This is a genomic window from Edaphobacter bradus (genome assembly GCF_025685645.1).
Lineage (GTDB): Bacteria > Acidobacteriota > Terriglobia > Terriglobales > Acidobacteriaceae > Edaphobacter > Edaphobacter bradus.
This window is the reverse complement of the sequence record NZ_JAGSYF010000001.1, coordinates 185302-208993: the sequence shown is the minus strand read 5'-3', so window position 1 is coordinate 208993 and position 23692 is coordinate 185302. Positions and strand designations below refer to the sequence as shown.

General features: G+C 60.6%; 24 protein-coding genes. 9 read left to right on the top strand and 15 right to left on the bottom strand.

Annotated features, from left to right (window positions below; genetic code table 11):
• Positions 1 to 72: 72 nt before the first annotated feature.
• Positions 73 to 915 (top strand): DUF92 domain-containing protein, encoded by an 843-nt coding sequence (locus OHL16_RS00965; RefSeq protein WP_263365208.1) that lies wholly within the window; start codon positions 73 to 75, stop codon positions 913 to 915.
• Here the strand turns inward: OHL16_RS00965 and OHL16_RS00960 are convergent.
• Positions 912 to 1586, bottom strand: a complete 675-nt coding sequence (locus OHL16_RS00960) for a YdcF family protein (protein WP_263365207.1) — start codon at positions 1584 to 1586, stop codon at positions 912 to 914. The two genes, OHL16_RS00965 and OHL16_RS00960, sit on opposite strands and share 4 nt — an antisense overlap.
• A 60-nt stretch (positions 1587 to 1646) precedes the next feature.
• A complete protein-coding gene (locus tag OHL16_RS00955; protein WP_263365206.1) occupies positions 1647 to 2291 on the bottom strand; it encodes an L-threonylcarbamoyladenylate synthase in 645 nt (214 codons plus the stop codon).
• A gap of 236 nt (positions 2292 to 2527) precedes the next feature.
• On the opposite strand from OHL16_RS00955, the gene OHL16_RS00950 reads away from it, so the two are divergent.
• Positions 2528 to 3334, top strand: a complete 807-nt coding sequence (locus OHL16_RS00950; protein WP_263365205.1) for a TrmH family RNA methyltransferase — start codon at positions 2528 to 2530, stop codon at positions 3332 to 3334.
• Positions 3331 to 4671, top strand: coding sequence for a replication-associated recombination protein A (locus tag OHL16_RS00945; RefSeq protein WP_263365204.1), 1341 nt, complete (start codon positions 3331 to 3333; stop codon positions 4669 to 4671). Before OHL16_RS00950 ends, OHL16_RS00945 begins: the two co-directional genes overlap by 4 nt.
• Before the next feature lie 21 nt (positions 4672 to 4692).
• Here the strand turns inward: OHL16_RS00945 and OHL16_RS00940 are convergent, their stop codons facing one another.
• The 7 genes from OHL16_RS00940 to lnt all read right to left on the bottom strand — a co-directional run bounded on the left by OHL16_RS00940 (position 4693) and on the right by lnt (position 11789).
• The gene (locus OHL16_RS00940; RefSeq protein WP_263365202.1) at positions 4693 to 5295 is read right to left on the bottom strand and encodes a thioredoxin family protein; all 603 of its coding nucleotides are present in this window, start codon (positions 5293 to 5295) and stop codon (positions 4693 to 4695) included.
• A 71-nt stretch (positions 5296 to 5366) separates the two neighbouring features.
• Positions 5367 to 5774, bottom strand: coding sequence for a YybH family protein (locus OHL16_RS00935; protein WP_263365201.1), 408 nt, complete (start codon positions 5772 to 5774; stop codon positions 5367 to 5369).
• On the bottom strand, positions 5716 to 7878 hold the full coding sequence (locus tag OHL16_RS00930) for a protein-disulfide reductase DsbD family protein (RefSeq protein ID WP_263365200.1): 2163 nt from the start codon (positions 7876 to 7878) through the stop codon (positions 5716 to 5718). Before OHL16_RS00930 ends, OHL16_RS00935 begins: the two co-directional genes overlap by 59 nt.
• Before the next feature lie 55 nt (positions 7879 to 7933).
• Complete coding sequence (locus OHL16_RS00925; RefSeq protein WP_263365199.1) at positions 7934 to 8350, bottom strand: CoA-binding protein; 417 nt, start codon at positions 8348 to 8350, stop codon at positions 7934 to 7936.
• 30 nt (positions 8351 to 8380) lie between these two features.
• Entirely contained in the window at positions 8381 to 8884 is a 504-nt protein-coding gene (locus OHL16_RS00920; RefSeq protein ID WP_263365198.1) for a DinB family protein, read from the bottom strand.
• A gap of 98 nt (positions 8885 to 8982) precedes the next feature.
• Positions 8983 to 10114, bottom strand: a protein-coding gene (prfB, locus tag OHL16_RS00915; protein ID WP_263365197.1) for a peptide chain release factor 2 whose coding sequence is annotated in 2 segments (ribosomal slippage) — positions 8983 to 10044 and positions 10046 to 10114 — 1131 coding nt in all. Because the reading frame shifts where the segments join, the coding sequence is not laid out codon by codon here.
• Between the two features lie 7 nt (positions 10115 to 10121).
• The gene (lnt, locus tag OHL16_RS00910) at positions 10122 to 11789 is read right to left on the bottom strand and encodes an apolipoprotein N-acyltransferase (RefSeq protein ID WP_263365196.1); all 1668 of its coding nucleotides are present in this window, start codon (positions 11787 to 11789) and stop codon (positions 10122 to 10124) included.
• A 66-nt stretch (positions 11790 to 11855) separates the two neighbouring features.
• On the opposite strand from lnt, the gene OHL16_RS00905 reads away from it, so the two are divergent.
• From OHL16_RS00905 to OHL16_RS00895, 3 genes are all read left to right on the top strand, one after another.
• On the top strand, positions 11856 to 11987 hold the full coding sequence (locus OHL16_RS00905; protein ID WP_263365195.1) for a hypothetical protein: 132 nt from the start codon (positions 11856 to 11858) through the stop codon (positions 11985 to 11987).
• Positions 11988 to 12026: 39 nt separating this feature from the next.
• Positions 12027 to 14420, top strand: a complete 2394-nt coding sequence (locus OHL16_RS00900) for an APC family permease (protein WP_263365194.1) — start codon at positions 12027 to 12029, stop codon at positions 14418 to 14420.
• A gap of 137 nt (positions 14421 to 14557) precedes the next feature.
• Positions 14558 to 14785 carry a hypothetical protein gene (locus OHL16_RS00895; protein WP_263365193.1) on the top strand — a complete coding sequence of 76 codons (228 nt, stop codon included), beginning with the start codon at positions 14558 to 14560 and terminating at the stop codon, positions 14783 to 14785.
• 86 nt (positions 14786 to 14871) lie between these two features.
• On the opposite strand, the gene OHL16_RS00890 is transcribed toward OHL16_RS00895, so the two are convergent.
• Entirely contained in the window at positions 14872 to 15507 is a 636-nt protein-coding gene (locus OHL16_RS00890; RefSeq protein WP_263365192.1) for a class I SAM-dependent methyltransferase, read from the bottom strand.
• Between the two features lie 21 nt (positions 15508 to 15528).
• A complete protein-coding gene (locus OHL16_RS00885) occupies positions 15529 to 15939 on the bottom strand; it encodes a bactofilin family protein (protein WP_263365191.1) in 411 nt (136 codons plus the stop codon).
• Between the two features lie 237 nt (positions 15940 to 16176).
• Here OHL16_RS00885 and OHL16_RS00880 point away from each other — a divergent pair, with 237 nt between their 5' ends.
• Complete coding sequence (locus OHL16_RS00880) at positions 16177 to 17064, top strand: hypothetical protein (RefSeq protein ID WP_263365190.1); 888 nt, start codon at positions 16177 to 16179, stop codon at positions 17062 to 17064.
• A 16-nt stretch (positions 17065 to 17080) separates the two neighbouring features.
• Here the strand turns inward: OHL16_RS00880 and menC are convergent, their stop codons facing one another.
• The 3 genes from menC to mazG form a co-directional block, all read right to left on the bottom strand.
• Positions 17081 to 18211 carry an o-succinylbenzoate synthase gene (gene menC / locus OHL16_RS00875; protein ID WP_263365189.1) on the bottom strand — a complete coding sequence of 377 codons (1131 nt, stop codon included), beginning with the start codon at positions 18209 to 18211 and terminating at the stop codon, positions 17081 to 17083.
• A gap of 68 nt (positions 18212 to 18279) precedes the next feature.
• Positions 18280 to 19053: a GNAT family N-acetyltransferase gene (locus OHL16_RS00870; protein WP_263365188.1), complete on the bottom strand. Its 774-nt coding sequence runs from the start codon at positions 19051 to 19053 to the stop codon at positions 18280 to 18282.
• Positions 19050 to 19901 (bottom strand): nucleoside triphosphate pyrophosphohydrolase, encoded by an 852-nt coding sequence (mazG, locus tag OHL16_RS00865; RefSeq protein WP_263365187.1) that lies wholly within the window; start codon positions 19899 to 19901, stop codon positions 19050 to 19052. Before mazG ends, OHL16_RS00870 begins: the two co-directional genes overlap by 4 nt.
• Positions 19902 to 19972: 71 nt before the next feature.
• Between mazG and OHL16_RS00860 the strand changes: the two genes are divergently transcribed.
• Positions 19973 to 20185 carry a DUF3311 domain-containing protein gene (locus OHL16_RS00860; protein WP_263366201.1) on the top strand — a complete coding sequence of 71 codons (213 nt, stop codon included), beginning with the start codon at positions 19973 to 19975 and terminating at the stop codon, positions 20183 to 20185.
• A 217-nt stretch (positions 20186 to 20402) separates the two neighbouring features.
• Here OHL16_RS00860 and OHL16_RS00855 read toward each other — a convergent pair whose 3' ends face one another.
• Positions 20403 to 21182 carry an OmpA family protein gene (locus OHL16_RS00855; RefSeq protein ID WP_317891012.1) on the bottom strand — a complete coding sequence of 260 codons (780 nt, stop codon included), beginning with the start codon at positions 21180 to 21182 and terminating at the stop codon, positions 20403 to 20405.
• A 234-nt stretch (positions 21183 to 21416) separates the two neighbouring features.
• On the opposite strand from OHL16_RS00855, the gene uvrC reads away from it, so the two are divergent.
• Entirely contained in the window at positions 21417 to 23414 is a 1998-nt protein-coding gene (gene uvrC, locus OHL16_RS00850) for an excinuclease ABC subunit UvrC (RefSeq protein WP_263365186.1), read from the top strand.
• Positions 23415 to 23692: the final 278 nt, after the last annotated feature.

Sequence of the window (23692 nt, the reverse complement as noted above, 5' to 3'; positions counted from 1 at the left end):
TGCTCCCGCTATGTTGCTGTGTTGGCTATGCTCAGAGTGATTGTAAATCACTGTGAGGCTTGGACGCTGCTAATGGAAGTCTGGAATAAGGCGATCCCAAGAGCGCGGGACGGCAGACAATCTGCTGCGTTGACCTGGGTAGTCGGACTACTGCTGGCCTTGGCTGCAGCGGCGCCGCCTATCGCCGCGCTGAAGCTGGGCCTGCCGCTGTGGTCGCTGTCGGGGCCGCTACTCCTCAGCAGCCTGTTTGCGGCGCTGGTGTGGGGGCTGCGAGCGGCTACTCCAGGCGGGACAGCGATGGGCTGGGCGGTCTGCTTTCTGCTGGCCCAGTCGTCCGAGGTCTGGACGCGGTTCTCTTCGCTTCCGGTGCTGCGGCCCGCCTTTCCTGCCCTGATCGTGCTGTTTGTGCTGACATCTGCGGCGACAAGGTTTGGACGCGCCAGGAAGGAGGCCCGCGGGGTTGCAGAGGCGCGGAGCGGGCGGAAGGCGTCGCAGATTGCGGCGAACCTCGGAGTCGCGGCTCTGTTTGCCGCTGCGGGGCGATATGAGGGATGCATCGCGGCGCTGGCCGAGGCGACGGCAGATACGGTCTCTTCGGAGATCGGGCAGGCTGTGGGAGGCAGGGCGCTCCTGATCACGACGCTGAAGCCGGTGCCAGCCGGCACCGATGGAGGTGTGAGCATGTGGGGAACAGTGGCCGGAGTCGTCGCCGCAGGAGCGATCGTGGCGATCGGCGCTATGCACCATGCACTGTGGCCGAATAAGGCTGCCGTGATGGGGGCGGCCTGTGCAGGGTTGCTCTTCGACAGCCTGCTGGGAGCTACGGTCGAGCGGCGAGGATGGATGGGAAATGACCTGGTGAACTTCGCTTCGACTCTGTTTGCTGCACTGCTGGCACAGGCGCTGACGCGTTAGAAGTCCTCTTTACCCTCGACCCAGTGAAGCCAGCTTTCATCGAGGTGGAGCCGCACCATGGTGTAGCTGATGATCTCGTGGAAGTAGCGCATGGCGAGGTCGTAGCTGCTGATGTGGCCGAGCGCGGGGCGCGGCGAGGTGTAGACGTCGAGGCCAGCGTCGCTGCAGAGCTCGCGGATACGGAAGAGATGAGTGCCGTCAGAGACGACGACGACGTGATGGAGGTTGTTGTCGCGCGCAATGGCCGCGAGGCGGCGGACCTGCTGCTCAGTATCGGTGGAGCGGGTCTCGGCGATGATGTTGCCGAAGGGGACTCCGTTGGCGAGGAGATAGTCACGGCCGACGGCACCTTCGGTGTTGCCGGAGTCGCGGTCGCTACCGCCGCCAAGGGTGATGATGAGCGGGGCAATCTGCTTGCGATAGAGATCGACGGCGTGGTCGAGGCGCGCATGAAGAACCGGCGAGGGGCGGCCCAGATACTCCGCTGCGCCGAAGACGGCGATGGCATCGGCGGGCTGGGCGTCATCGTGGTGTGCGACTTGGGCGATCTGGTGGTAGACGTAGACGCTCCAGGCGAGCGCGACGACCAGGACGATGCCGGCGAGACGGCGCAACGCAGTCCAGCCGCTGGAAGAACGCCTACGCCGCAGGTTGGAGGCCGGGACGATCATTGTGGGGCGATTTGAGTGTACGGCATCGGCGCGGGAGTGTGGAGAGCCTTCGAAAAGGGCTCAACGATGCAGTGTAAGGGCGATCTCATGTGTGGGGATAGCGCCTTCGCGGAGGATCATCCATGAGTTGCCGCCGCCGGAGAGATCGACGATGGTGGTCGGGATCGCGCGTGCCGTGGGGCCGCCATCGACGATGAGGGGAATCTTGTCGCCAAGCTGCTCGCGGACGCCGTTGGCATAGGTGCACTCGGGGAGACCGAAGAGGTTGGCGGAGGTCGCAGTGATGGGCAGGCCGAGCTGCTTGACAACGGCTCGTGGAATCGCTGCCTCCGGAACGCGAAGAGCGACGTTGCCTGTGTTGGCGGTGACTCGCAAGGGCAGCTTCGAGCCGGCCTTGACGACGATAGTAAGCGGGCCGGGCCAGAAGCGCTCGGCGAGACGGTCGAAGGCAGTATCGACCGTACGGACAAGTTCGTAGGCCTGCGCGACGTCGGAGATGAGCAGCGAGAGGGGCTTGTGGCGGGCGCGGGACTTGATCTCGTAGATGCGATCGACGGCCATGAGATTTACCGGGTCGACGGCGAGTCCGTAGAAGGTATCGGTGGGGAGCGCGACGACGTCGCCGCAGTGAAGACGAGCAACAACTTTGTTGACGAGTTCAGGCTCGGGCTCGTCGGGATGGATGCGAAGTGTCTCGGCCGTCAAGATTTCAGGGCTCCTGTGCCGGGGGATGCGGCCATCTTGCATAGTATACCGGTGGCATTGGTTCAAGGACGCTGACCGCGGATGGGCGCGGACCAGCACGGATCAAAGGCCAGAACAGAAAGCTGGTTTTCGAAGACCACTGCTGTTCTGTTTTATCTATGACCATCTGCAGTAATCCGTGGTCGCGCTTGAAGCGGCGGAGAGCAGGCTGGAAGGCGACAGCGTAAGATTTTGGAATGACAGTGGCGGAGACGCTGATCTCAAGCAGAGCGAATGCGCGGGTGAAGCAGTTGCGAGCGGCGTTTGCAGGTAATGCGCGGCTGAGCGATGGACTGAGCGCCATTGAAGGAGAGCATCTGCTGGAAGAGGCTGTGCGCAGCGCCATCGCTTTGAAGATGGTGTTTGTGAGCGAGCGGAGGCCGATACCTCGCGGCCTGCCTCACGGCGTCGAGGTGCTGCGGGTGACCGACGACGTCTTTGCGAGCGCGGTAGAGACGCAGTCACCGCAGGGTATCGCAGCGTTACTGGCGCCGCCTGTGCATCATCTCGATGATGTGCTCGAGGGGCCGAAGCCGCTGCTCGTCATTGCTTGCGGATTGCAAGACCCCGGCAACCTGGGGACGCTGGTGCGGTCGGCGGAGGCGTTTGAGGCTGCGGGTGTTTTGACCACCCCGGGAACGGTGAGCGCGTGGAACCAGAAGGCGCTGCGCGCTAGCGTGGGGAGCGTCTTTCGCGTGCCGGTAGTGCCTGCCACTGCTGAAGAGATTGCGGGGTTGAAGCGGCGCGGCGTGCGGCTGCTGGCTGCTGTCGGAGCACAGGACGCTGGTGTTGAGGCTGCGCAGGATGCGAACCTTCGCGGCGCATGTGCGGTGATGATCGGCAACGAGGGCGCGGGGTTGAGTGCGGAGTGGATGGCTATAGCCGATGCGCGGGTGACGATTCCCTGCCCCGGGCCGGTAGAGAGTTTGAATGCGGCGGTAGCGGGGTCGCTGCTTCTGTATGAGGCTTCGCGCCAGAGAGCTGCTGCAGGAGCGCAGCGATGAGTCTATTCGATACGAGTCCGATTGTGGCGGCCGGCAGACAGGGGCGGCAGGCTCCGCTGGCCGACAGGATGCGGCCACACACGCTCAATGAGTATGAGGGACAAGAGCATCTGCTGGCGCCCGGCAAGCCGCTCCGGCTGGCGATTGAGAGCGATGATCCGACGTCGATGATCTTCTGGGGGCCTCCGGGTACTGGAAAGACGACGCTGGCCAAGATGATCGCGCATCGCACGCAGGCGAGCTTCATTGAGTTCTCCGCCGTGCTGAGCGGGATCAAGGAGATCAAGCAGGTGATGGCGGACGCGGAAAAGGCAGCGCACCTCGGCTCGCGCACGATCCTGTTTGTCGATGAGATTCACCGCTTCAACAAGGCCCAGCAGGATGCGTTTCTGCCCTATGTGGAGCGGGGGACGATACGGCTGATCGGCGCGACAACGGAGAATCCTTCATTTGAGATCAACGCCGCTCTGCTGTCGCGGTGCAGGGTCTATACGCTGGTCGCGCTGACTGAGGAGCAGATTCTGATTCTGCTACGGCGCGCGCTGAGTGACGCTGAACGCGGACTGGGTGCAATGGGGATCGAGGCCGACGAGGATGCGCTGACGACGATTGCTTCGTACTCGAGCGGCGATGCGCGCAATGCGCTGAATGCTCTGGAGGTGGCGGCTAGACTCGCGGACGGGCGTGGCGACCACAGAATTACGAAGGCTCTGGCGAGCGAGGCGCTGCAGCGAAGAGTGCTGCTGTACGACAAGAAGGGCGAGCAGCACTACGACATCATCTCGGCATTGCACAAGAGCGTGAGGAACAGCGATCCTGATGCGGCGCTGTACTGGCTGGGAAGGATGCTCGAGGCGGGCGAAGACCCGATGTACTGTGCTCGACGGATTGTGCGGATGGCGGTAGAAGACATTGGGCTGGCAGCCCCGGAGGCGCTGAATCTTTGCCTGTCTGCGAAGGAGGCACTGCACTTCCTTGGGCAGCCGGAAGGCGATCTCGCGTTGGCGCAGGCGGTGGTTTATCTTGCGCTGGCGCCGAAGTCGAATGCGGTTTACACGGCGTATGGCGCGGTGCTTGGAGATATTCAGGCTACGGCGGCTGAGCCGGTTCCGCTGCACCTAAGAAATGCACCGACCAAGCTGATGAAGGAACTCGACTACGGTAAGGGCTATCAGTACGCGCACGATGTTGAGGGGCGCGTGGCGGATATGGAGTGTCTGCCGCCTTCGTTGGCCGGGCGGCGTTACTATCATCCGACGAGCGAAGGGCGCGAGAAGCTTCTGGCTCAGCGGATGGAAGAGATTGCGCGGATCCGGCAAGAGAAGCGGCGAGACTGAGCGTAGAGCCATTGGCTCCGTTCAGTTCTTGTATTTGACTGAGCAACCGTAGGGTCGTGTAACGGCGGTTGGCACAGGTTTGCCTGACATGGCTGCGTTGAGGGCTTCGTTGAGATAGTTGTGCGCGGTCTTGATGTCGGCCTGGTTGGTCGTGGGCTTGTCGTCGATGGCTCCCTGATAGATGAGCTTGCCGGTGGGATCGATGACGAACATGTGCGGCGTGGTCCTGGCCTGGTAGAGATGGCCGATGGTGCCGCTGGGATCGAGGATCGCTGCGGTGGGAGCGGCCTTCATGGACTTGAGGTACTGGTTCTCTTCGGCGGGGCTGACGCTGCCCTGCTCACCAGGAGCCGATGAGATGACGGAGAGCCAGACGACGCCCTTGCCGGTCCACTCACGCTGCAGCGCTTCCATGTTACCGCTGAGGTAGTGCTTTCCATCATAGGGACAGCCGCGGTTGGCCCACTCGAGCACGACGTACTTGCCGCGATACTGCGAGAGCGTCTGGGTGTTGCCGTTGGAGTCGGTGCCTCTGAAGTCGGGAGCCGGGGAGCCTGGAGTAAGCGCGAAGATAGGCAGGGTGGCGAGAGCGATGACGAAGGGGAAAAGACGGCGGTGGGACATCGGCGGGTCACCTCCACATCTGCTTTGACGCTATTTTCGGCTTGCGGGACTACCGCGCAACGGCGCTACTCTCAAGCCGGAGCCAACATATTGGCATCACGCCAAATGCGCCACTGGCCGTCGATGCCCCTGCGGAAGACAGTGAGAGTATTGCCTGCTCGCTTCATGGTTTCTCCGCCAGCCAGCGGTGTAATGCTGACCTCGAGGAGGTTCCAGCAGACAGCGACGTCGCCGCGGATCGTGACCTCCTGAATGTCGGAGCGGACGTCGAGATGGACCTTCTCGCTCATGGCGCGGAAGCCGTTGGCGAATTCGTCGCGACGCATCGGCATGTTGCCGGCGGTGAGGAAGACGACGTCTTCGGTCATGAGGTTCATCTGCGCGAAGAGATCGCCAGCGCAGGAGGCCTCGCCCCAGGTTTCAACGAGGGCCCGGATTTGTTGTTCGTCCTGCTGCGGATTGGCTGGATTCGCGCTCATTGCTTGTGTCCTTCTGGAGTGCGGTGAGAACGATGTCTTTGGTAAGAAGCTCGGGCAGGACGTCAGCGGCAGAGTTGGGGTTTGCCGGATAGATGACGTAGGTCGGAACCCCGCTGCGGCCTACGGAGGCGAGTTGTTTGGTGATCTCGGGGTCGTACTGGGTCCAGTCGGCCTTGAGAAGCGTCACTTGGTTGTCGCGGAACTGCCGCTGAACGTCGGAGGACTTGAGGACGACGCGTTCGTTAACCTGGCACGAGAGGCACCATGCAGCGGTGAAGTCGATGAAGACCGGGTGACCGGAGGCGCGGGCCTGATCGAGCGACTTCTGCGAATAAGGTTGCCAGGTGAGAGTCGTGTCCTTGGGCTGATAAAGCGGGACGGTGAGAGCGATGACTCCGATGACGATCGCCGCGATGGAACTGGACCAGCGAGCAGGCCACTTGCCGAGCACCCATCCGGCGACGGCAAGCAACAGGAAGCAGCTGAGCAGGAGCGCTACGCGGTAGGTGCCCTGCCCGCCGCCGGCACCTGAGGCGAAGAGGCTTCCGTAGACGTAGGCCAGCCAGATGACCGTCGCAAAGAAGATGACCGCGGTGATCTGCTTGAAGGTCTCCATCCATGCGCCTGGGCGCGGGAGGATGCGTGTCCATGCGGGGTGGAAGCTGAGCAGAAGATAGGGCGCGGCGAGGCCGAGGGCGAGCGCGGTGAAGACGGCGAAGGTGATCCAGCCGGGTTGCGCGAGGGCGAAGCCGATGGCCGCTCCCATGAAGGGCGCGGTGCATGGAGTGGCGACTACCGTGGCTAGGACTCCGGTGAAGAAGCTGCCGGTGTAGCCCTGCTTCTGCGCGAGTTCTCCGCCGACGCTGGTGAGCGAGAGGCCGAGGTCGAAGAGACCGGCGAGCGAGAGCGCGAAGAAGAAGATGCCGGAGGCAAGGAAGACGAGGAAGGTCGGAGACTGAAGCTGGAAGCCCCATCCGGCCTGGCTGCCTCCTGCGCGCACGATGAGCAGCGCCGCAACGATGGCCCAGAAGGAGACGAGGATACCGAGCGTGTAGACGAGGCCATGGCTGCGAATGCGGCTGCGTTCCTCGCTGGAAGACTGCACGAGCGCGAGCCCCTTGAGGAAGAGCACGGGGAAGACGCAGGGCATCAGGTTGAGGATGATGCCTCCAACGAAGGCAAATCCGACCGCCGCCAGAGCGGTGAGTTCTGCCGAGCTGCCGGTGGACGCCTTCCCTCCTGCGGCTGGGGCCACCTCTCCGGGAGTGACTGGCGCGGTGACTTCATAGGCTTCGGTCTCGCTGAGCTTTACGACTCCGTGGAGTTCGTGGGGGAGCTTTGTCAACTCAGGGGCACGCGCGATGCGAAGGCGGACACCGTCGGGCTGCGCCTCGATGTCCTGGTCTGCGGCGTTGGCGATCTGCTCCTGATCGAAGGGGTAGAACTCGGCGTCGTTCTGCCGTTTGCCGGTGACGAGGTTGAGGACGAACGCCTGCCTGCCGCCGGTCACTGTGGCACGCATCTCGGAGGGAAGAGGCTTGGGCAGCAGGCCGAGCGCTTCGCCGAGCGCGCCTACCGGCTGCGCCGGGGCAGTGGCTGCGGGATCGACGGTGAGGTTTAGTCCGAGGTTCGCTTTGCCCGGGATGCAGACCTCGCGGCAGACGAGCCAGTTGACCTTTGCGTCAAGATGGATGGGACCGGGCTTGAGGTTCTTCGCGGCAGTGATCTGGACCGGGAAGGCGACCTCGTCCTGGTAGCCGAAGTCCATAAGAGGGCCGAGCGGCAGCCGGCTGGGGATGGGGAACTGCATCGGGCCAGCGGTGATGCCCGAAGGGAGGGTCCAGGTGATCTTTGGCGGCTCGCCTGAGTCACCTGCGTTGATCCAATAGACGTGCCACTTCTCTTCCAAGGTGAGGACGAGGCCAACCTGCAGGGTTCCGCCGGGCGCGATAGAGGGCGCGAGCGAGACCAGTTCCGCGGTGAGGTGTTGCGCCTTGACGGGGCCGGGGCCACCGTCGCCGACGGTCGGGATCTGCGCGTTCGCAGAGCCTAGAGCGGCGGAGAGCAGGAGTAGAAGATTGACTAGATAGTGGCGGACATTCATGTGCTTTGATTGTAGATAAGGGTTAGACGTCGGAAAGTGGCCCAAGGTGACAGTGTCAGAGGCCGGCGCAGCGATGCTCTACCATGATGCAACGGTCCATCACGACGCGGATGCCTCCGGCCTCGGCTCGTCGAGCAGCTTCAAGGTGGATGATTCCTTGCTGGACCCAGAGATTTTTGAGGCCGAGCTGAAGCATCTCGTCGACGATGGAAGGAATGTACTTTGGCAGGCGGAAGACGTTGACGACGTCGGGCCTGACGGGAAGGTCGCTGAGCGCCGGGTACGACTTTTCTCCGAGAACGGCCTCCACCATTGGGTTGACCGGCAGGATACGGTAGGCATGCTGCTGCATGTACTCCGGGACGAAGTGGCTCGGCTTGTTCGAGTCGCCGGAGAGGCCGATGACCGCGATGGTGCGGGGCTCGGCAGGTGGATTGCCGAGCATCGCGCGAATGGTTTCAGGTTCGTTCATAGTGTCTGATCTTATCCCTGCAAATCGAGTCTAACTGTGCCAGACGCCGAGCAGGCGACGAATGACGACGAGTTCGCCGAGGTGGTAGGCGTTGTGGTCTGCAATGAGCATCGCCTCACGCAGGAGATTCTGTCCGTCGCCCCAACGGAAGGGCTTGTAGAGATCGGCTTCAGTCCGCGTTATGAGAGCCTCAAAGGTTTCGAGATCTTTGCGTATAGTCGCGATGGTTGCGTCCCAGGCGTGCGGGGAAGGCGGCTCGGGGGATTTTGGCCAGTAACCGTCGGGCCATTCGATGGGATGGTAGCCTCCGGTGGGTGGAGCGCTGAAGTCGAGAATGTCGCGCAGAGTAATGCGAAGATGCTCGAGGATCTGCCAGGCAGAATAAGGCAGGTTGGCTGGAACAGTGCCGCGGTGTTGCTCGGGAAAGTCTCTGATAACTTCCTCGAGGGTCGCGTGGGCCTGCCCGCCGCGAAGAAGCGCGAGGAGTTGCTTTCGAAGCTCGCCGTTACCAATATCTGCGGGGGCCTTCGACATAAGATAGTTCCCTTCCTTGTTCCATTAGATGCTCGCTGGCATCTTCAGGTCACAAAGTGGGCTTGCGAGCGATGACGACGCCAAGCAAGCGAGTCTAGCTAAAGTTCGTCGTCGGGAGCGACTTCGGCCGGGAGGCTACCTTCGCGGCGCATGCGCAGGTATCCACGGATGAAGGGCTCGAGATCGCCGTCGAGGACCCTGTCGACATCGCCCACTTCGACGCGGGTGCGGAGGTCCTTGGCCATTCGGTAGGGCTGCAGGACGTAGCTGCGGATCTGCGAGCCGAACTTGATGTCGAGCTTGGAGTCCTCGAGCTTCTTGCTGGCGGCCTTCTTCTTCTCGAGTTCGTACTCGTAGAGGCGCGAGCGGAGGAGCTTCATCGCCTTCTCTTTGTTCTTGTGCTGCGAGCGCTCGTTCTGACACCCGGCGACGAGGCCGGTGGGAATGTGCGTGATGCGCACGGCGGAGTCCGTCGTGTTGACATGTTGCCCGCCTTTGCCTCCAGACCGGTAAGTGTCAATGCGGAGGTCCTCAGGCTTGATGTCGATGACGATGGTGTCGTCGATCTCAGGCGAGACGAAGACGCTGGCGAAGCTGGTGTGGCGTCGCTTGGCAGAGTCGAACGGCGAGATGCGGACGAGGCGGTGTACGCCGGTCTCTCCCGAGAGCAAGCCGTAGGCGAAGTCGCCGGAGATGGTGAAGGTGGCGGACTTGATGCCGGCTTCGTCGCCGTCCTGAACCTCGTTGATCTCAACCTTGAAGTTCTGGCGCTCGCCCCAGCGGATGTACATGCGCATGAGCATCTCGGCCCAGTCCTGTGACTCGGTGCCTCCGGCGCCGGGGTGGACGACGACGATGGCGTTGAGCGGGTCGCTCTCCTCGGAGAGCATCGTGCGGGCCTCGAGCTTATCGGCGAAGTCGATGAGCGAGGGGATCTCGCGCGCGAGTTCGGCCTCGGTGTTCTCACCCTCCTTGGCGAGCTCGAAGTAGGTCTCGATGTCGTCGGAGCGGCGCTCCAGCTCAGCGTCGTCGGCGAGAAGCGTCTCGATGCGCTTGCGCTCGCGCATGAGCGGCTGCGAACGCGCGGGATCAGCCCAGATGGCTGGGTCGGCGGTCTTCTCTTCGATGGTGGCTAGTTCACGGCGAAGGCGGGCGGAGTCAAAGATACTCCCGCAGATCGCGAACCTTCTCGCGAACCGGGGAGTACGTGTACTCAAGATCGGTAATCATATCTCTTTCAGTTTACGGCAATTTCGCTCGCAGATTCTCTTGCGGCGATTTTTGTCCGCAGACTAAGTGCGAGCGCGAGGGCCGTCACCAGAGCACAGGCGTAGGCGAAGAGGTCGCCGTGCGCGGCGTAGAAGGTAAGGCCGTTCTCAAAAGAGAAGCTGACTCGGATACTGGTGCGAACGTGGCGCGGCGCCGCAGCTACGACGCGCCCCGTGGGGCTGATGGCCGCCGTGACCCCGGTGTTAGTGGCGCGAAGGACCCATCGATGATTTTCGATGGCGCGCATGCGGACCATGTTGAGGTGTTGCCAGGGAGCGCTGGTGTCGCCGTACCAGCCGTCGTTGGAGATGTTGATGAGCACCTCGGCTCCCTGCTGGGTGAAGTGGCGGACCTCGTCGCCGAAGACGGACTCGTAGCAGATGAAGGTGCCGTAGCCGTGGCCGTTGACGTTGAAGATGGACCGCTCTGTGCCAGGCTCGAAGGTTCCCACCTCATTGAGCAGGTTCTTGGCAAAGAAGAAGATCTGCTTGAAGGGAACGTACTCGCCAAAGGGGACGAGGTGCATCTTGTCGTAGCGGCCGGCGAACTCTCCCTGCGGTGTGACGAACGAGGCGGAGTTGAAGAGGTGATAACCGCGGGCGTTCTCGGTGGTGCGCTCGATGCCGATATTGCCCGCGATGATGGGCGCGTTGGCCTCGCGCGCCAGGGAAGAGAGCGCGGCGCGGAACTGCGGATCGTTCTCCTGAAAGGGAGCGGGAGACTCGGGCCAGACGATCAGGTTGGTGCTCGCGGGTTCAGCCTTCGGCAGGAAGTCAACCATCGGCGTGCTGCGCTGCTCCGGCATGCCGAGAAAGAGGCGACTGCCTGGGTGGCGACTGAGGTAGGAGAAGGATTCGAGCAGTTGCTGGGTGCTCGGCTCCGGTTCTGTGGCGGCGGCTCCTACCTCAAGATTCTCCTGCACCAGCGTCGCGTATGCGTTGGTCTGCAGGACGACGGGGGCCTGAATCCGCTGCAATCCGAGAACGTAGAAAACGATGATCGCAACGCCGGCGAACGTGAGGATCAAGCGAGTATGACGGCGCTCTCGAATCTGAATGCGCGCGAGCCAGAGCGCGTTGATTGCAGCGATGACGAACGAAAGGCCGTAGCCTCCGGCATAGGGAGCGAGGCGCGTAAGCAGCGGGTTATCGATCTGCGCGATCCCGAGTTGGTCCCACGGGAGGCCGGTGATGCGTGAGCGAGCAAGCTCCACGGCGACCCAGGCGAAAGGACTGAGCAAAATCGCAGCCTGACGGCCAAACCGCGAACGGAAAGCAACAAGCAACGTGGCGAAGAGAAGGTGATACAGGCCGAGATAGAGACAGAACAGAACAAGGATGCCAGCAGCGACCGGCCGGGCGAGGCCGCCGTAGAGATACATCGTCTGGTAGATCCAGTAACAGTTGCCCAGGTACCAGACGAATCCGCTCAGATAGCCGAGGATTGCGCCCTGAGCAAGAGTAAGTGGCTTTCCCTGCTTATTGTTGCCCAGCACCGCCCAGAGAAGCGGCAACAGGGCGATCCAGCAGAATGCAGCGCGCCACACCGGCGCCGGCCCTGCAATGGGAAAAGGAAGAACCTGAAGGACGCCTGAGAGTGCGGCCAGGACCCAGAGCTTCGTTGGAAGAGGTCGCATCGCACCGGCAGTCTACCATCTGCCGACCCTAAGGAACGCTAAAGTGGCGATACAATACGCAGTGGTATGGACATCATCATTCACTTCGTTGCCAAGATCGTCGTGCCTCTTTTTTTAGTGGGGTTGGCGGGTTCAGCCATCGTGGTTGTGGTGAGTTTCATCGAGGATTTGAAAGAGCTGCTGGAACATGAAGAGTAACCTGCGGCTGCGGGACGCATTGCTGAACGCAAACTAATAATGGCCTCCAAACAAACTACGTATAAGCCCCTCCCCGCCAGGGTTCGCCTGGTCGTGGCCTCATCGGTGATGCTCACCTTTATCTCTTTCTGGCGAGCGGCAGCGATTGTTTTGAATGACTTGGGCTCCTCAGCCTTCTATGCTGGCGGAATCGCCGAGGAGGCTGTGGGTAAGTCGGCTCCCTGGTTCGTCCTCGGAGTGATGCTGTTCAGCTTCGCGGTGCGCGCGGTGTACGTCGAGAGCTGCAGCATGTTCACCCGCGGAGGAGTCTACCGCATCGTAAAAGAGGCGCTCGGCGGGACCTTCGCAAAGCTCAGTGTGTCGGCGCTGATGTTCGACTACATCCTCACGGGGCCGATCTCCGGCGTCTCGGCCGGACAGTATATTGTTGGACTACTCAACGAGTTACTGCGAATCTGCACAGCGCATCACTGGGTGACCATACTGGCGACGCACGCCGACGGCGTGGCGCGGCAGCTCCCTGTAGACGGCACTTCCGCAACCATTGCCGGAATGGTCACGATCTACTTCTGGTGGCAAAACACCAAGGGCATCAAGGAGTCCAGCGACAAGGCCCTGAAGGTGATGAAGATCACGACCGTGATGGTTGTGATCCTTCTGGCATGGGGCTTCTTCTCGGTGTTCAAGCTGGGAGCACACCTGCCCCCACTGCCAATACCGGAGAATCTTTCATTTAGCAAGGATGCCCTGGGCTTCCTCAAGAATACGAACTTCGCAAAGACGCTTGGACTGTTCGGCATCATTATGGCGTTTGGCCACTCCGTGCTGGCGATGAGCGGCGAAGAGTCGCTGGCGCAGGTCAACCGCGAGATCGAACACCCGAAGCTGAAGAACCTCAAACGCGCTGCGATTGTGATCGCACTTTACAGCTTCATCTTCACCGGCGTCGGCACGTTGCTGGCCGTGATGCTGATCCCTGACTCGGTTCGCGTGCCCGTGTACCGCGACAATCTGATCGCCGGCATGGCGATGTACATGGTCGGGCCGCTTGCCTTGAAGATTGCGTTCCGCGTCTTTGTCGTCATCGTCGGCTTCCTGATTCTGGGGGGTGCGGTGAACACGGCCATCGTCGGATCGACTGGCGTGCTGATGCGCGTGGCGGAGGATGGCGTCCTGGCGGACTGGTTCCGAAGACCACAGCGGCGCTTTGGCACGAGTTATCGCATCGTCAATCTTGTCGCCGGCCTGCAGATGTTTACCATTATTGCTTCCCGCGGCAATGTCATCATGCTCGGCGAAGCCTATGCTTTTGGCGTCATCTGGAGCTTTACCTTCAACTCGCTGGCGATGCTTGTCCTGCGGTGGAAGTATCACGGCGAGCGCGGGTGGAAGGTACCTCTCAACATCAAAATTGGAAAGACTGAGATTCCCGTTGGACTTATCTCGATCTTTCTCGTTCTCCTTACGACTGCGACCGTGAACCTATTTACCAAGTCGGTAGCGACGGTAAGTGGCATCTTGTTTGCCGTGGTATTTTTCGTAATCTTTTCTCTTTCGGAGCGGGAGAACAAGCGGCGGCACGACCTGGCCACGCGGCAGATGAAAGAGCACTTTCAGCTGGAGCATCAGGACACCGTCGGCCGCGAGTCTCTGGCCATACGTCCGGGCGCGGTCGTCGTTACCATGCGCGATGCGGCCTCCCCGTTCGCGCTCAAGTGGGCCCTGTCTCACACCAATACCGACGACCAGGACCTGGTCGTGTTGGCTGCGCGCATGATGGGAGCCGGAGGACCGGAGTACGTCGATGCCTCCGAGCAGTTATTCAGCGAGCATGAGCAGATGCTCTTTACCAAAGCCGTCTCTGTCGCGGAAAGCTTTGGCAAACACATCTCGCTGCTTGTGGTTCCTGCGGGAGATATCTTTGCCGCACTGGTTCAGACTGCTAACTCACTTGATGCCGCCGCGGTGGTTTCGGGCCTGTCGAGTAAGTTGACGGCCCAGGAACAGGCCTATCACGTCGGCCAGGCATGGGAAGCCCTGCCCGAACCGAAGCGTCAATTTACTTTCTATGTCGTGAAACCTGACGGGGAGGCTCTTAGCTTTCATATCGGTCCTCACGCCCCGACGATCACACCGGATGAAGTCCAACTCGTGCATCGTCTCTGGCTTAACATGAGGCGGTCTCCAGAGATGGAACAGCTGCATCACTGTGACGTCATTACCTACGCTCTAACTCGATTGGCCAGCGAGTTTGCACGCGACAAGCAGGCAACCCTGAAGGGCTTGCGGCAGTGTATGGATGAAGTCAATAACCGTCGGGGCCTGGGCACGTCGTTCCGCGAGGAACTGGATGACACGGGGCCGGGCTATGCGATTCGCCCCGCGGATTTATCCCGCAAGGATGAACAGGTATCTTCCGTCTCACAAAAATAGCTTGCATAAGCTAGACAAATATTGTGCGAGTTAGAGATGCTTCCTGTATCGTTGTATGTGGCATCGAGATAATCCGGTTTATAGAGCATCACGCCAGCTCAATGACTCTCTTATTGATGCCATATCGGAGGTAACAAGTGGAAGTAAGCCGCATTATCGCTGAGATCGACGCTCAGATTGCAAAGTTACAGCAGGCGCGCGCGCTGCTGGCTGGCACACAGACCGTACGTACTGGTCCCGGCCGGCCCAAGGGCGCCACGAATGTTGGCAAGAAGCGCAAGCTGAGTCCAGAGGGCCGAAAGCGAATTGCAGAAGCGATGAAGAAGCGTTGGGCAGAACGCAGGAAGCAAGGCGCGAAGGCCTGACATCGGAAGCAAGAGTAGAAAAGCGCAGGCACTCTTTCCAGAGTGCCTGCGCTTTTGCATTAATCCAGTCCTGAGGTGTGGCGCAGCTATCGAGTTACGATAACCTCGCGCAAACTATCTTTTGCGAGGAAGAAGCGATAGGTGCTGAACTGGCTCAGCAGGTTCTCAATCTTCCTGTTGCTGTAGATGTGATGCAAAGCAAAGTTCCCGGCGCGCTGCATCTCCACAACTTCCGTATCGGTAAGATGATAGCGACTAAAGTTGGCGCCCGGATCTGGAGTCGCGTGGAAGAAGCAAAGCATCAGTCCTCCGGGCTCCATCACCTCATGGATGCGTGAGAAGACTGGCGCGACCAGCGGTTCAGGAAGGTAGTCGGCCGTATCCCATAGCAATACGATGTCGAAGTTACGGCCGGTGAAGTTGAGGTTCGTAGCAAGGAAGTGTTCGACGTCAAAGGCCGTCTCGCCGTCTGGGGCAGGAATGATCCATTCCGGCTTCGCAGCCTCTTCCACCAGGTTAGCCATGTAGATACTGTGGCCAAGGCTGGTGATGTAGTTGATGTTCGTGGACGATGTAGGACCGATATCAAGAATGCGGAGCGATTCCTTGGTCTTCAGGTGCTTTAGAAGCTCCTTCCAACCGCTGGAGTGCCTTGCGACGCGCGCAGCGTCCGCACCTCTTGATGTTCGTGTCCCTTCGCTACTGCCGAAGATACCGCGCATGAACTCGCTTCTCCTCCCTGCTTATGCGTTTGGCTCAAGAACCAGGGAGTCTTGAGTTGCGACGGAAGGAACTGGCTGCAAGGAACTCGAAACGGACGCTTCCGATGTCATGAGTTCGACGTGCCCCTTAAGATTGGCGTTCTCTTCCATGGAGAGCCGGGTGGCGAAGATATCACCCAGAACCGCTGCGGAGTGACGCAACTCCACGCGTCCTGTAGCATGCAGGTTCCCGTGAATACTGCCCAGAACGATGACGGACCGGGCATGAATATCCGCCATAACACGGGCGTTCGGCCCCACGGTCAGGGTATTTTCCGGCAGCGTGATAGTTCCCTCGATCTCGCCATCCATGTAGAGGTCTTCTTTTCCGGAGAGATCTCCGCGGATTGAGACCGATTTGCCAATAACGGTGGAACCCTCTGCTGGCTTCATGAGCTTCTGTTCTCCCAACTGCGGCTACTGTGTGTCTTGCCCGAACTATACCCAAGGCTGTGACAGGAGGCAAACCGGCAAAACTCTGTTCGGGTTCACGAGTCTTACGTAAGATATGCAAAGGCGCTCCGGAGACGGAGATTGTGCGCAGCCCGAGGTCAAAGGGCAGCGGATAAGTTGGGATACACGGTACGGAGGTACACACTGTCACCAGGGCTCGCCAGTCGAGATCTCAGAATGTTGCGCTTGCTCCTCGCAACATTTCTGGCCGTTGCATCTGCTTCCGCAGCCCGGGACTCGCAGGCGCAGGCGGCAGACTCCAGCGGCGCGGGAGTCCCGGCGTGGCTCGCGGCCATCCCTCCCCGCTCATGGGCCGTCGATACGGTCGCCACTGAATTGGAAACCCTGCACCACCAGGGCTCCTATCTTCGTTATCGCATGCGCATCGTCGATGCCAAAGGCGACCGGGTCCGCGACGTGCTTGAGAGCGAAGACGGCACCGTGGCCCGGCTGATTTTGAAGAATGGAAGGCCTCTGACCGAGGAGGAAGACAAGGCCGAGCGGCACCGCCTGAACGACATGCTGCAGTCTCCCTCGGAGTACTACAAGCACGTCAAGGACGACTCCTCAGGGAGAAAGATCGCCGACTCGCTGATGCGGCTAGTGCCTGATGCGATGATCTTCACCTACGTCCCCGGCCAGCCCCAGACGGGAATGAATCCTGACATGACGGAGGTTGTCAGCGACTACACCCCGAATCCTCAATTCCATCCTCCTACGACGGCGGCTGAGGCATTGAAAGGACTGAAGGGCCGGGCGTGGGTCGATGCAAAGACCCGGCATCTGGTCCGCATGGAAGGAACGATCTTCCAGGGAGTCAACTTTGGCTGGGGAGTACTCGCGCACATCTACCCCGGCGGCAAACTGGCCCTCGATCAGGCCGACGCGGGTAACGGGCGCTGGATCTTCACGCACTTCTCCGAACAGATCAGCGTACGCGCGCTGATGGTGAAGACGTTGAACATCAACACCACCGTCGACGCGAGTAACTTCCAGAGTGTTTCCCCGATGAAATATCAGGACGCGATTCGCCTGCTGCTGAATACGCCCTTGCCGACCCACTAGCGTCCGAACTGCTGGCTCAAGCAGTCACACGAGCCCGGGAACGCAGTGTCTGCCGACGCACGGTGAGAGCCTCAATGCGAGCCTTGTCGACCTGATAGCCCGAACCGATTCCCGTCGGAACGACGATCTCTCCCTTGGAGCTGACGGTGACCTCGGGCTCGATAATGTCTTGCGACCAGTAGCGCTTGGAAGCGGAGACATCGCCTGGAAGCGAGAAGTTCGGCAACGACGAGAGAGCGATATTATGGGCACGCCCGATGCCGGTCTCCAACATGCCTCCGCACCACACCGGAATGCCGCGTTCTTCGGCAGCGTTGTGTACGGCGATAGCTTCGCTGAGTCCGCCGACACGGCCGACCTTGATATTGATGATCCTGCAGGAGGTCATATCGATGGCCGCAAGCGCGTCGCGGCGGTTACGGATCGACTCGTCGAGGCAGATTGCTGTCTCAATTCGCTTCTGCAGCATGGAGTGAAAGTAGAAGTCGTCGTACCAGAGCGGCTGCTCGATCATCAGCAGCTTGAACTCGTCCCACGTGGCGATGTGGTCGATATCCTTGAGACGGTAGACCGAGTTCGCGTCGCAGCTCAGCATGATGTCGGGCCAGCGCTTACGGACGGCCTCAAAGATATTGCTGTCCCAGCCGGGCTTGCACTTCAGCTTAATGCGCTGATAGCCGGCCTCAAGCTCCAGGTCGATCTTGTCCAGCAGTTGCTCCAGTGTAGGCTGAATGCCGATGGAGACGCCGCAGGGGATCACTTTGCGCGTTCCGCCGAGCAATTGCGACAGGGGCATCTTCTCGACCTGTGCCTCAAGGTCCCAGACAGCGTTCTCCAGCGCAGCCTTCGCCATTCGGTGACCGCGAACCTGCTTCAGTATGTGCGGAACTGATCCGCCGTTCTCGATGTCTGCATCGAGCAGGCGCGGCGCCAGCTCCGTCTCGGTGATGATCCACGCGGTATCGATCATCTCGTCGCTGAAGTAGGGATGCTCGCCGGCGACGCACTCGCCCCAAGCCGTCAGCCCTTCGGCTTCCAGCTCGATCAGAAGAATGCGTCGGCCTGTCGTGAGGCCGAAGCTGGTCTCGAATGGATGAGCCAGTGGCAGGTTGATCTCGCGCATGTGGATGGCATCGATATTGAGCATGTGAGGTCCTATTCTTTGGGTTCCTGGTGATATGGAAGCGGTGGCCCGCTGAGAACTGGTGCGACGCACTACGACTGCTTGCGAGCTGGTTCGCTCCATGGACCAAGCAGAAACGAGCCGTTGCCTTCGGCGTCGCGCTCGTAGCCGACTACGGCGAGACCCCGCCCGAACGCCGACTCCAGCGCCAGCCGATTTTTCAATTGCAGATGCTGGGCCAAATCTTTGCTCTGAGGGTCCTGCTTCCACTGGTAGATGGTGTGCGGGACGGTGATACGTTCGACGACTTCGACCGGCTGAGGCTCTCCGAGCAGCGTGCTGACAACCCTGGGAGAGTTCAGCCACCATTCCGCGTATAGCCTATCCGTCGGAAGGCCTCCCTGCAAGGGCGATGACGAGGGACCATAAAAATCAGCCTTGTAGCGCCGAGAGATGGCTCCCAGGCGGACGATATTCAGGTGGGCGTTCTTGATCTCCAGGGGATCGTACGTCCACTCCATCAGGTCAATGCCGCGGGCGATGGCGTCGTCGCGCTGGAAGAGCTTCAAACGACGGCCAAGACCGGCGTTACGGTACTGAGACAGCACCGCAAGCATGTGCGAGTGCAGATAGGGACGCCCATCCCGGACACCCGGAAGGGCCATTGCAAATCCGACCATCGTCTCGCCGTCGAACGCGCCGATCACCTGCCCGCCGATGCGCTGGGCGACCAGGAAGACACGCCGGGGAATAAGGTCGCCGTCAGTGTAGCCCCAGACCTCAAGCTGGAGAGCGACGCATCGTTCGAAGTGTTCGAGGGTTGTTGCGTGGCCTATCTGGATGTTGCCGTGCAAGGTGCTGCTCATGAATGACTTGCTCCGCTGGCGGAGGCTACCGTGGCCTTCGCCTTGCTCCACAGCTCTTCCAGCTGCTCCGGGTTGTGGGTAGTCAGCGCCTCCGGGCCTCCGGCCGCCTGTTCCATCGCGGCGAAGCGGCTGCGAAACTTGGCATTCGCAGCGCGAAGGGCCGATTCGGGATCGACCTTCAAGTGCCGCGCAAGGTTGACCGCTGTAAAGAGCAGATCGCCCAGCTCCTCTTCCACGGCTGCAATCTGCGAAGCTTGTCCTGGCGCGGCCTGCAGCTCCTGCTTGAGTTCGGCGATCTCTTCGTTGAGCTTCTCAAAGAGGCCATCGACGTCGGGCCAGTCAAAGCCTACCTTCGCGGCACGGGAGCCCAGCTTGCCAGCCTCCAGCGTCGCGGGCATGCTGCGCGGAATATCGGCCAGAAGCGAGTCCTTCTGAGTTGCCGAGGACTTCTTCTCCTCACGCTTGATCTGCTCCCAGTTGCGCAGCACTGTTGCCGAATCCCCGGCCTCAACGTCGCCGAAGATATGCGGATGGCGGCGGATCAGCTTGGCGTTCAGGTTGGCAGCGACGTCGTGGATGTTGAAGTGGCCTGCCTCCGAGGCCATCTGCGCATAAAAGAGAACCTGCAGCAGAAGATCGCCAAGCTCGTCCTTCAGATCGGGCCACGCGCGGCGTTCGATGGCGTCAAAGACCTCGTAGGTCTCCTCTAGAGTGTGTCGCTTGATTGTGTCGAAGGTCTGTTCCCGGTCCCAGGGACAACCGTTGGGAGCACGTAGCCTAGCCATGATCGCAACAGCCTCAGCAATGGGGTCTGCTTCGTGAGACGGTTCTGGAGATAGCAGAGCCATATCTTTACTTTACCCGATTCACTGTGCCCGGCTTCACGGACAGACAGGAGATCGAGTATTCTTTGCTGCAGATGCCCGAACAGACCGAAACACGCAGAAGCCGCTGGGTGTGGCTGCTCGCACTGCCTTATCTGGGACTGTGCTTCCCCGCACTCTATGCGCGCAGCACGCCGTCGCTGTGCGGATTTCCTTTCTTCTACTGGTACCAGCTCGCCTCAGTCATTCTGGCTTCGGCTTTACTGACGCTGGTGTACAGGAAGCTGAAAGATCAGCGCGATAAATAAATAGGACGAGCGACAAATAAATAGGACGAGCGACCTGACGCCGCTGGCTGAAGTTGCCTGACGCAAGGCGCAGCGAGAGGAAGGTGGTGGCGAGGTGGTTCGCGAATGCTGCCCCGCCGCCCGCTCGGGGAGGATGCAAGACACCGGGCCTCAGCATCTCGGCCCGGTGTCTCACGGAGTGGTTGGTCGTGCGGATTGGTGTTGCGGAGATTGAGTCCTACTGGACGCTAGGCGTCGACGTGGCGACTGTCGAACCCGACGGCTGCTCCATGTTGGTCATCAGCTTGACCTCAACGCGCCGGTTCTTCGCGCGTCCGGCGGCCGTGCTGTTGCTCGCGACCTCCTGATCCTTACCGATTCCAATGAGGTAGAACTTGTGCGGCGGGATATTGTACTTCGACGCCAGATAGTTCACTACGGCATCGGCGCGGCGCTGGCTGAGCTGATAGTTATAGTTCGCGTCGCCAACCGAATCCGTCCCGCCGGTGACAGCAAGAATGTAGCTCCGCTTACCGGTAAGGCTCGCGGCGAAGTCATCGAGCGTCTGACGGTCGGTCGCGGTGAGCACCGACTTGTCAAAGCCGAAGGTCACGCTCACATCCGAGATGGACTTGTAGTTGTCGAGGTTCGCTACGACCCCACTCAGCGTGTCGACGCGGTTGTAAGCCTCCTGGGCGGAGTGGCCTGCGGTGTCAGCCGACTGGCCTGCGGCGAGGGCGTGCTGGTCGGCAGTGTCGGCGGCGCTCTGTGCGCCGGCGATCCCGCGCTGTGCGCGCTCGTCCGTATCGGCGATGTTGCGGTGGTCCGTCGCCGTCTTGGCGTCCAGATCGTTGACCTGCGCGATCAGTGGAGCCGTCTGGGATCGAACATAATTCTTGCTAGAGCAACCCACAGTCAAAGTAACAATGACTGTACCTGCTAACAGCGCACCACAGACAGATGAAATCTTCCTCGCGACACAGACATTGGCATTGTTTTCGTTCATCATGGAGCTCATAGGAGTCCTCTCTGTTGCTTCACAGTAAGCTACGTACCAACTACAGCATTTAGCATGCCAAACGATAGAACATGGCAACTTATTCAAAATAAACTAGTTGCACCCTGGATGCATAACTGAAATCTCTTGCACACCACATCCTTTCCGGAAGTTTTGATAGGGAGATGAGTCAAATCTACTCAGGCATCCAAAGGCTTTCGGCGGTTTAGACTGAAGGTTCGGCGACCGGCGCGCATGGACCTGTACCAGAAAATCCGGACCCTCCCCACCTCCCCGGGCTGCTATCTATACAAGAACGCCGAGGGCGAGGTTATCTATGTCGGCAAGGCGAAGAACCTGCGGGCCCGGGTTCGCTCCTACTTTCTTGAGGCCTCACAGGCCAACGCCAAGACCGGCACCCTGATGCGCGAGGCCGTCGATGTGGACTACATCACGGTCGCCAACGAGCACGAGGCCCTCGCGCTCGAGAACAACCTCATCAAGCAGCGGAAGCCGCGTTTCAACATTCTGCTGCGCGACGACAAAACTTATCCCTACATCAAGTTGACCATGGGCGACCGCTACCCCAAGGTCTTCGTCACACGCCGCCTCAAGAAGGACGGCAGCGCCTACTTCGGTCCCTACTTCCCTGGCAACCTCGCGCATCGACTCGTCGACCTGGTCCACCGCAGCTTTCTCATCCCAAGCTGCAAGGTGGACCTCTCGCGCTACCATCCGCGCGCCTGCCTGCAGTACTACATCAAGCGCTGCCTTGGCCCCTGCGTCGAGGGCCTGACGACCCCTGAGCTCTACAGGCAGGCGATCCGCGATGTACAACTTTTCCTCGAAGGCCGTCCCGGAGAGCTCGAACAACGGCTCACCGCGCGCATGCAGCAGGCCGCCGAGGCAGAGCAGTACGAACTCGCTGCCCGCCTGCGCGATCAGATATCCACTGTCCACCAGATGATGGACAAGCAGCGCATCGCCACCACGGACAACGAGGACGCCGACGTCTTCGGCTATCACTACGAGAACGAGATGCTCGCCGTGAACCTCTTCCACATGCGCAACGGCAAGATCGTCGATCGTCGCGACTTCTTCTGGGAGGACCTGCCCGAGTTCGAGGACATGTTTCAGGCCGAGGCCACCGAAGAAAAGGCCAGCGACACCGATGAGGCAGAGGCGCTGCCGCGTATGGAGCCGGATCCCACAGCCTCCGCGCCCGAGGTCGGCGAGGGGATGCCGGTCTTACAACACTCGTCTATCTCCGAACCCGGAGCAGCCTTCAGTCCGTCGGCCTTCTTCTCTGCCCTGCTCAAACAGCTCTACCTTGACCAGAACTACGTGCCGCGTTCGGTGCTCGTGCCCGTCGAGTTCCCGGACCGCAGTGTTCTCGCCGAGATGCTCTCCGAGCGTACCGGCCGTCGCGTCGAGATACTCGTCCCGCAGCGCGGAGAAAAGCGCTCGCTCGTCGATCTCGTAAGCCAGAACGCGAAGCAGTCCTACGACCAGCGCTTCCGCGTGATGCAACCCGGTGCGAAGGCCATCCAGGAGGCCCTGCAGGACGCGCTCACGCTTGAAGAACCTCCGCGCCGCATCGAGTGCTTCGACATCTCGCACATTCAAGGCGCAGAGACCGTCGCCTCCATGGTGGTATGGGAGGACGGTGCGATGAAGAAGTCCGAGTACCGCAAGTTCCAGGTCAGGTCTGTCACCGGCGTCGACGACTTCGCCAGCATGCGCGAGATCATCCACCGCCGCTACAAAAGACTGACCGAGGAGAAGAAGGCGCTGCCCTCGCTGATCCTCATCGACGGCGGCCTCGGCCAATTGCACGCTGCCTACGACGCGCTTGAAGAGATCGGCCTCACCCTGCAGCCGCTGGCCTCCATCGCCAAACGCGAGGAGATCATCTACGTCCATGGGCAGGAGAACGACCCCGTCGTGCTCGACCGCCGCTCACCCGTGCTGCACCTCATGCAGAAGATCCGCGACGAGAGCCACCGCTTCGCCGTCTCCTACCATCGCAAGCGACGCGAGATGCGAGACCGCGAGAGCGAACTTCTCGCCATCCCCGGCGTAGGACCGCGAACCCGGCAGCGCCTGCTGGAGCACTTTGGCAGCGTGCGCGGCGTCAAGCAAGCCAGCACAGACGCCCTGACCGCCGTCGTCAACACCGCGACCGCCCGGCGCATTCGCACCCACTTCGACGAAGAAACCGAGCGAAGCGCATCCTTACCTGTACTGAATTAGGCGGTATCGACGTATAGCGTAACGCTAAGTAATCGAAAGAACTGCTATCCGGAGCGCGATACCTTCTTGGTTGTCATTCCACCTGAGCCCAATACCTTCTTGGTTGTCATTCCATCTTGAGCCCAATACCTTCTTAGTTGTCATTCCGACCGGAGCGCAGCGGAGTGGAGGAATCTGCTGTCTGTTTGCAGTGCCTCAATTTTTTCAAAGGGAGCCGAAGGCCCCGGCTTCTATACCAGCCTGATACCGTTGGCGAATTCCAGAACAGGTCTCCGCAA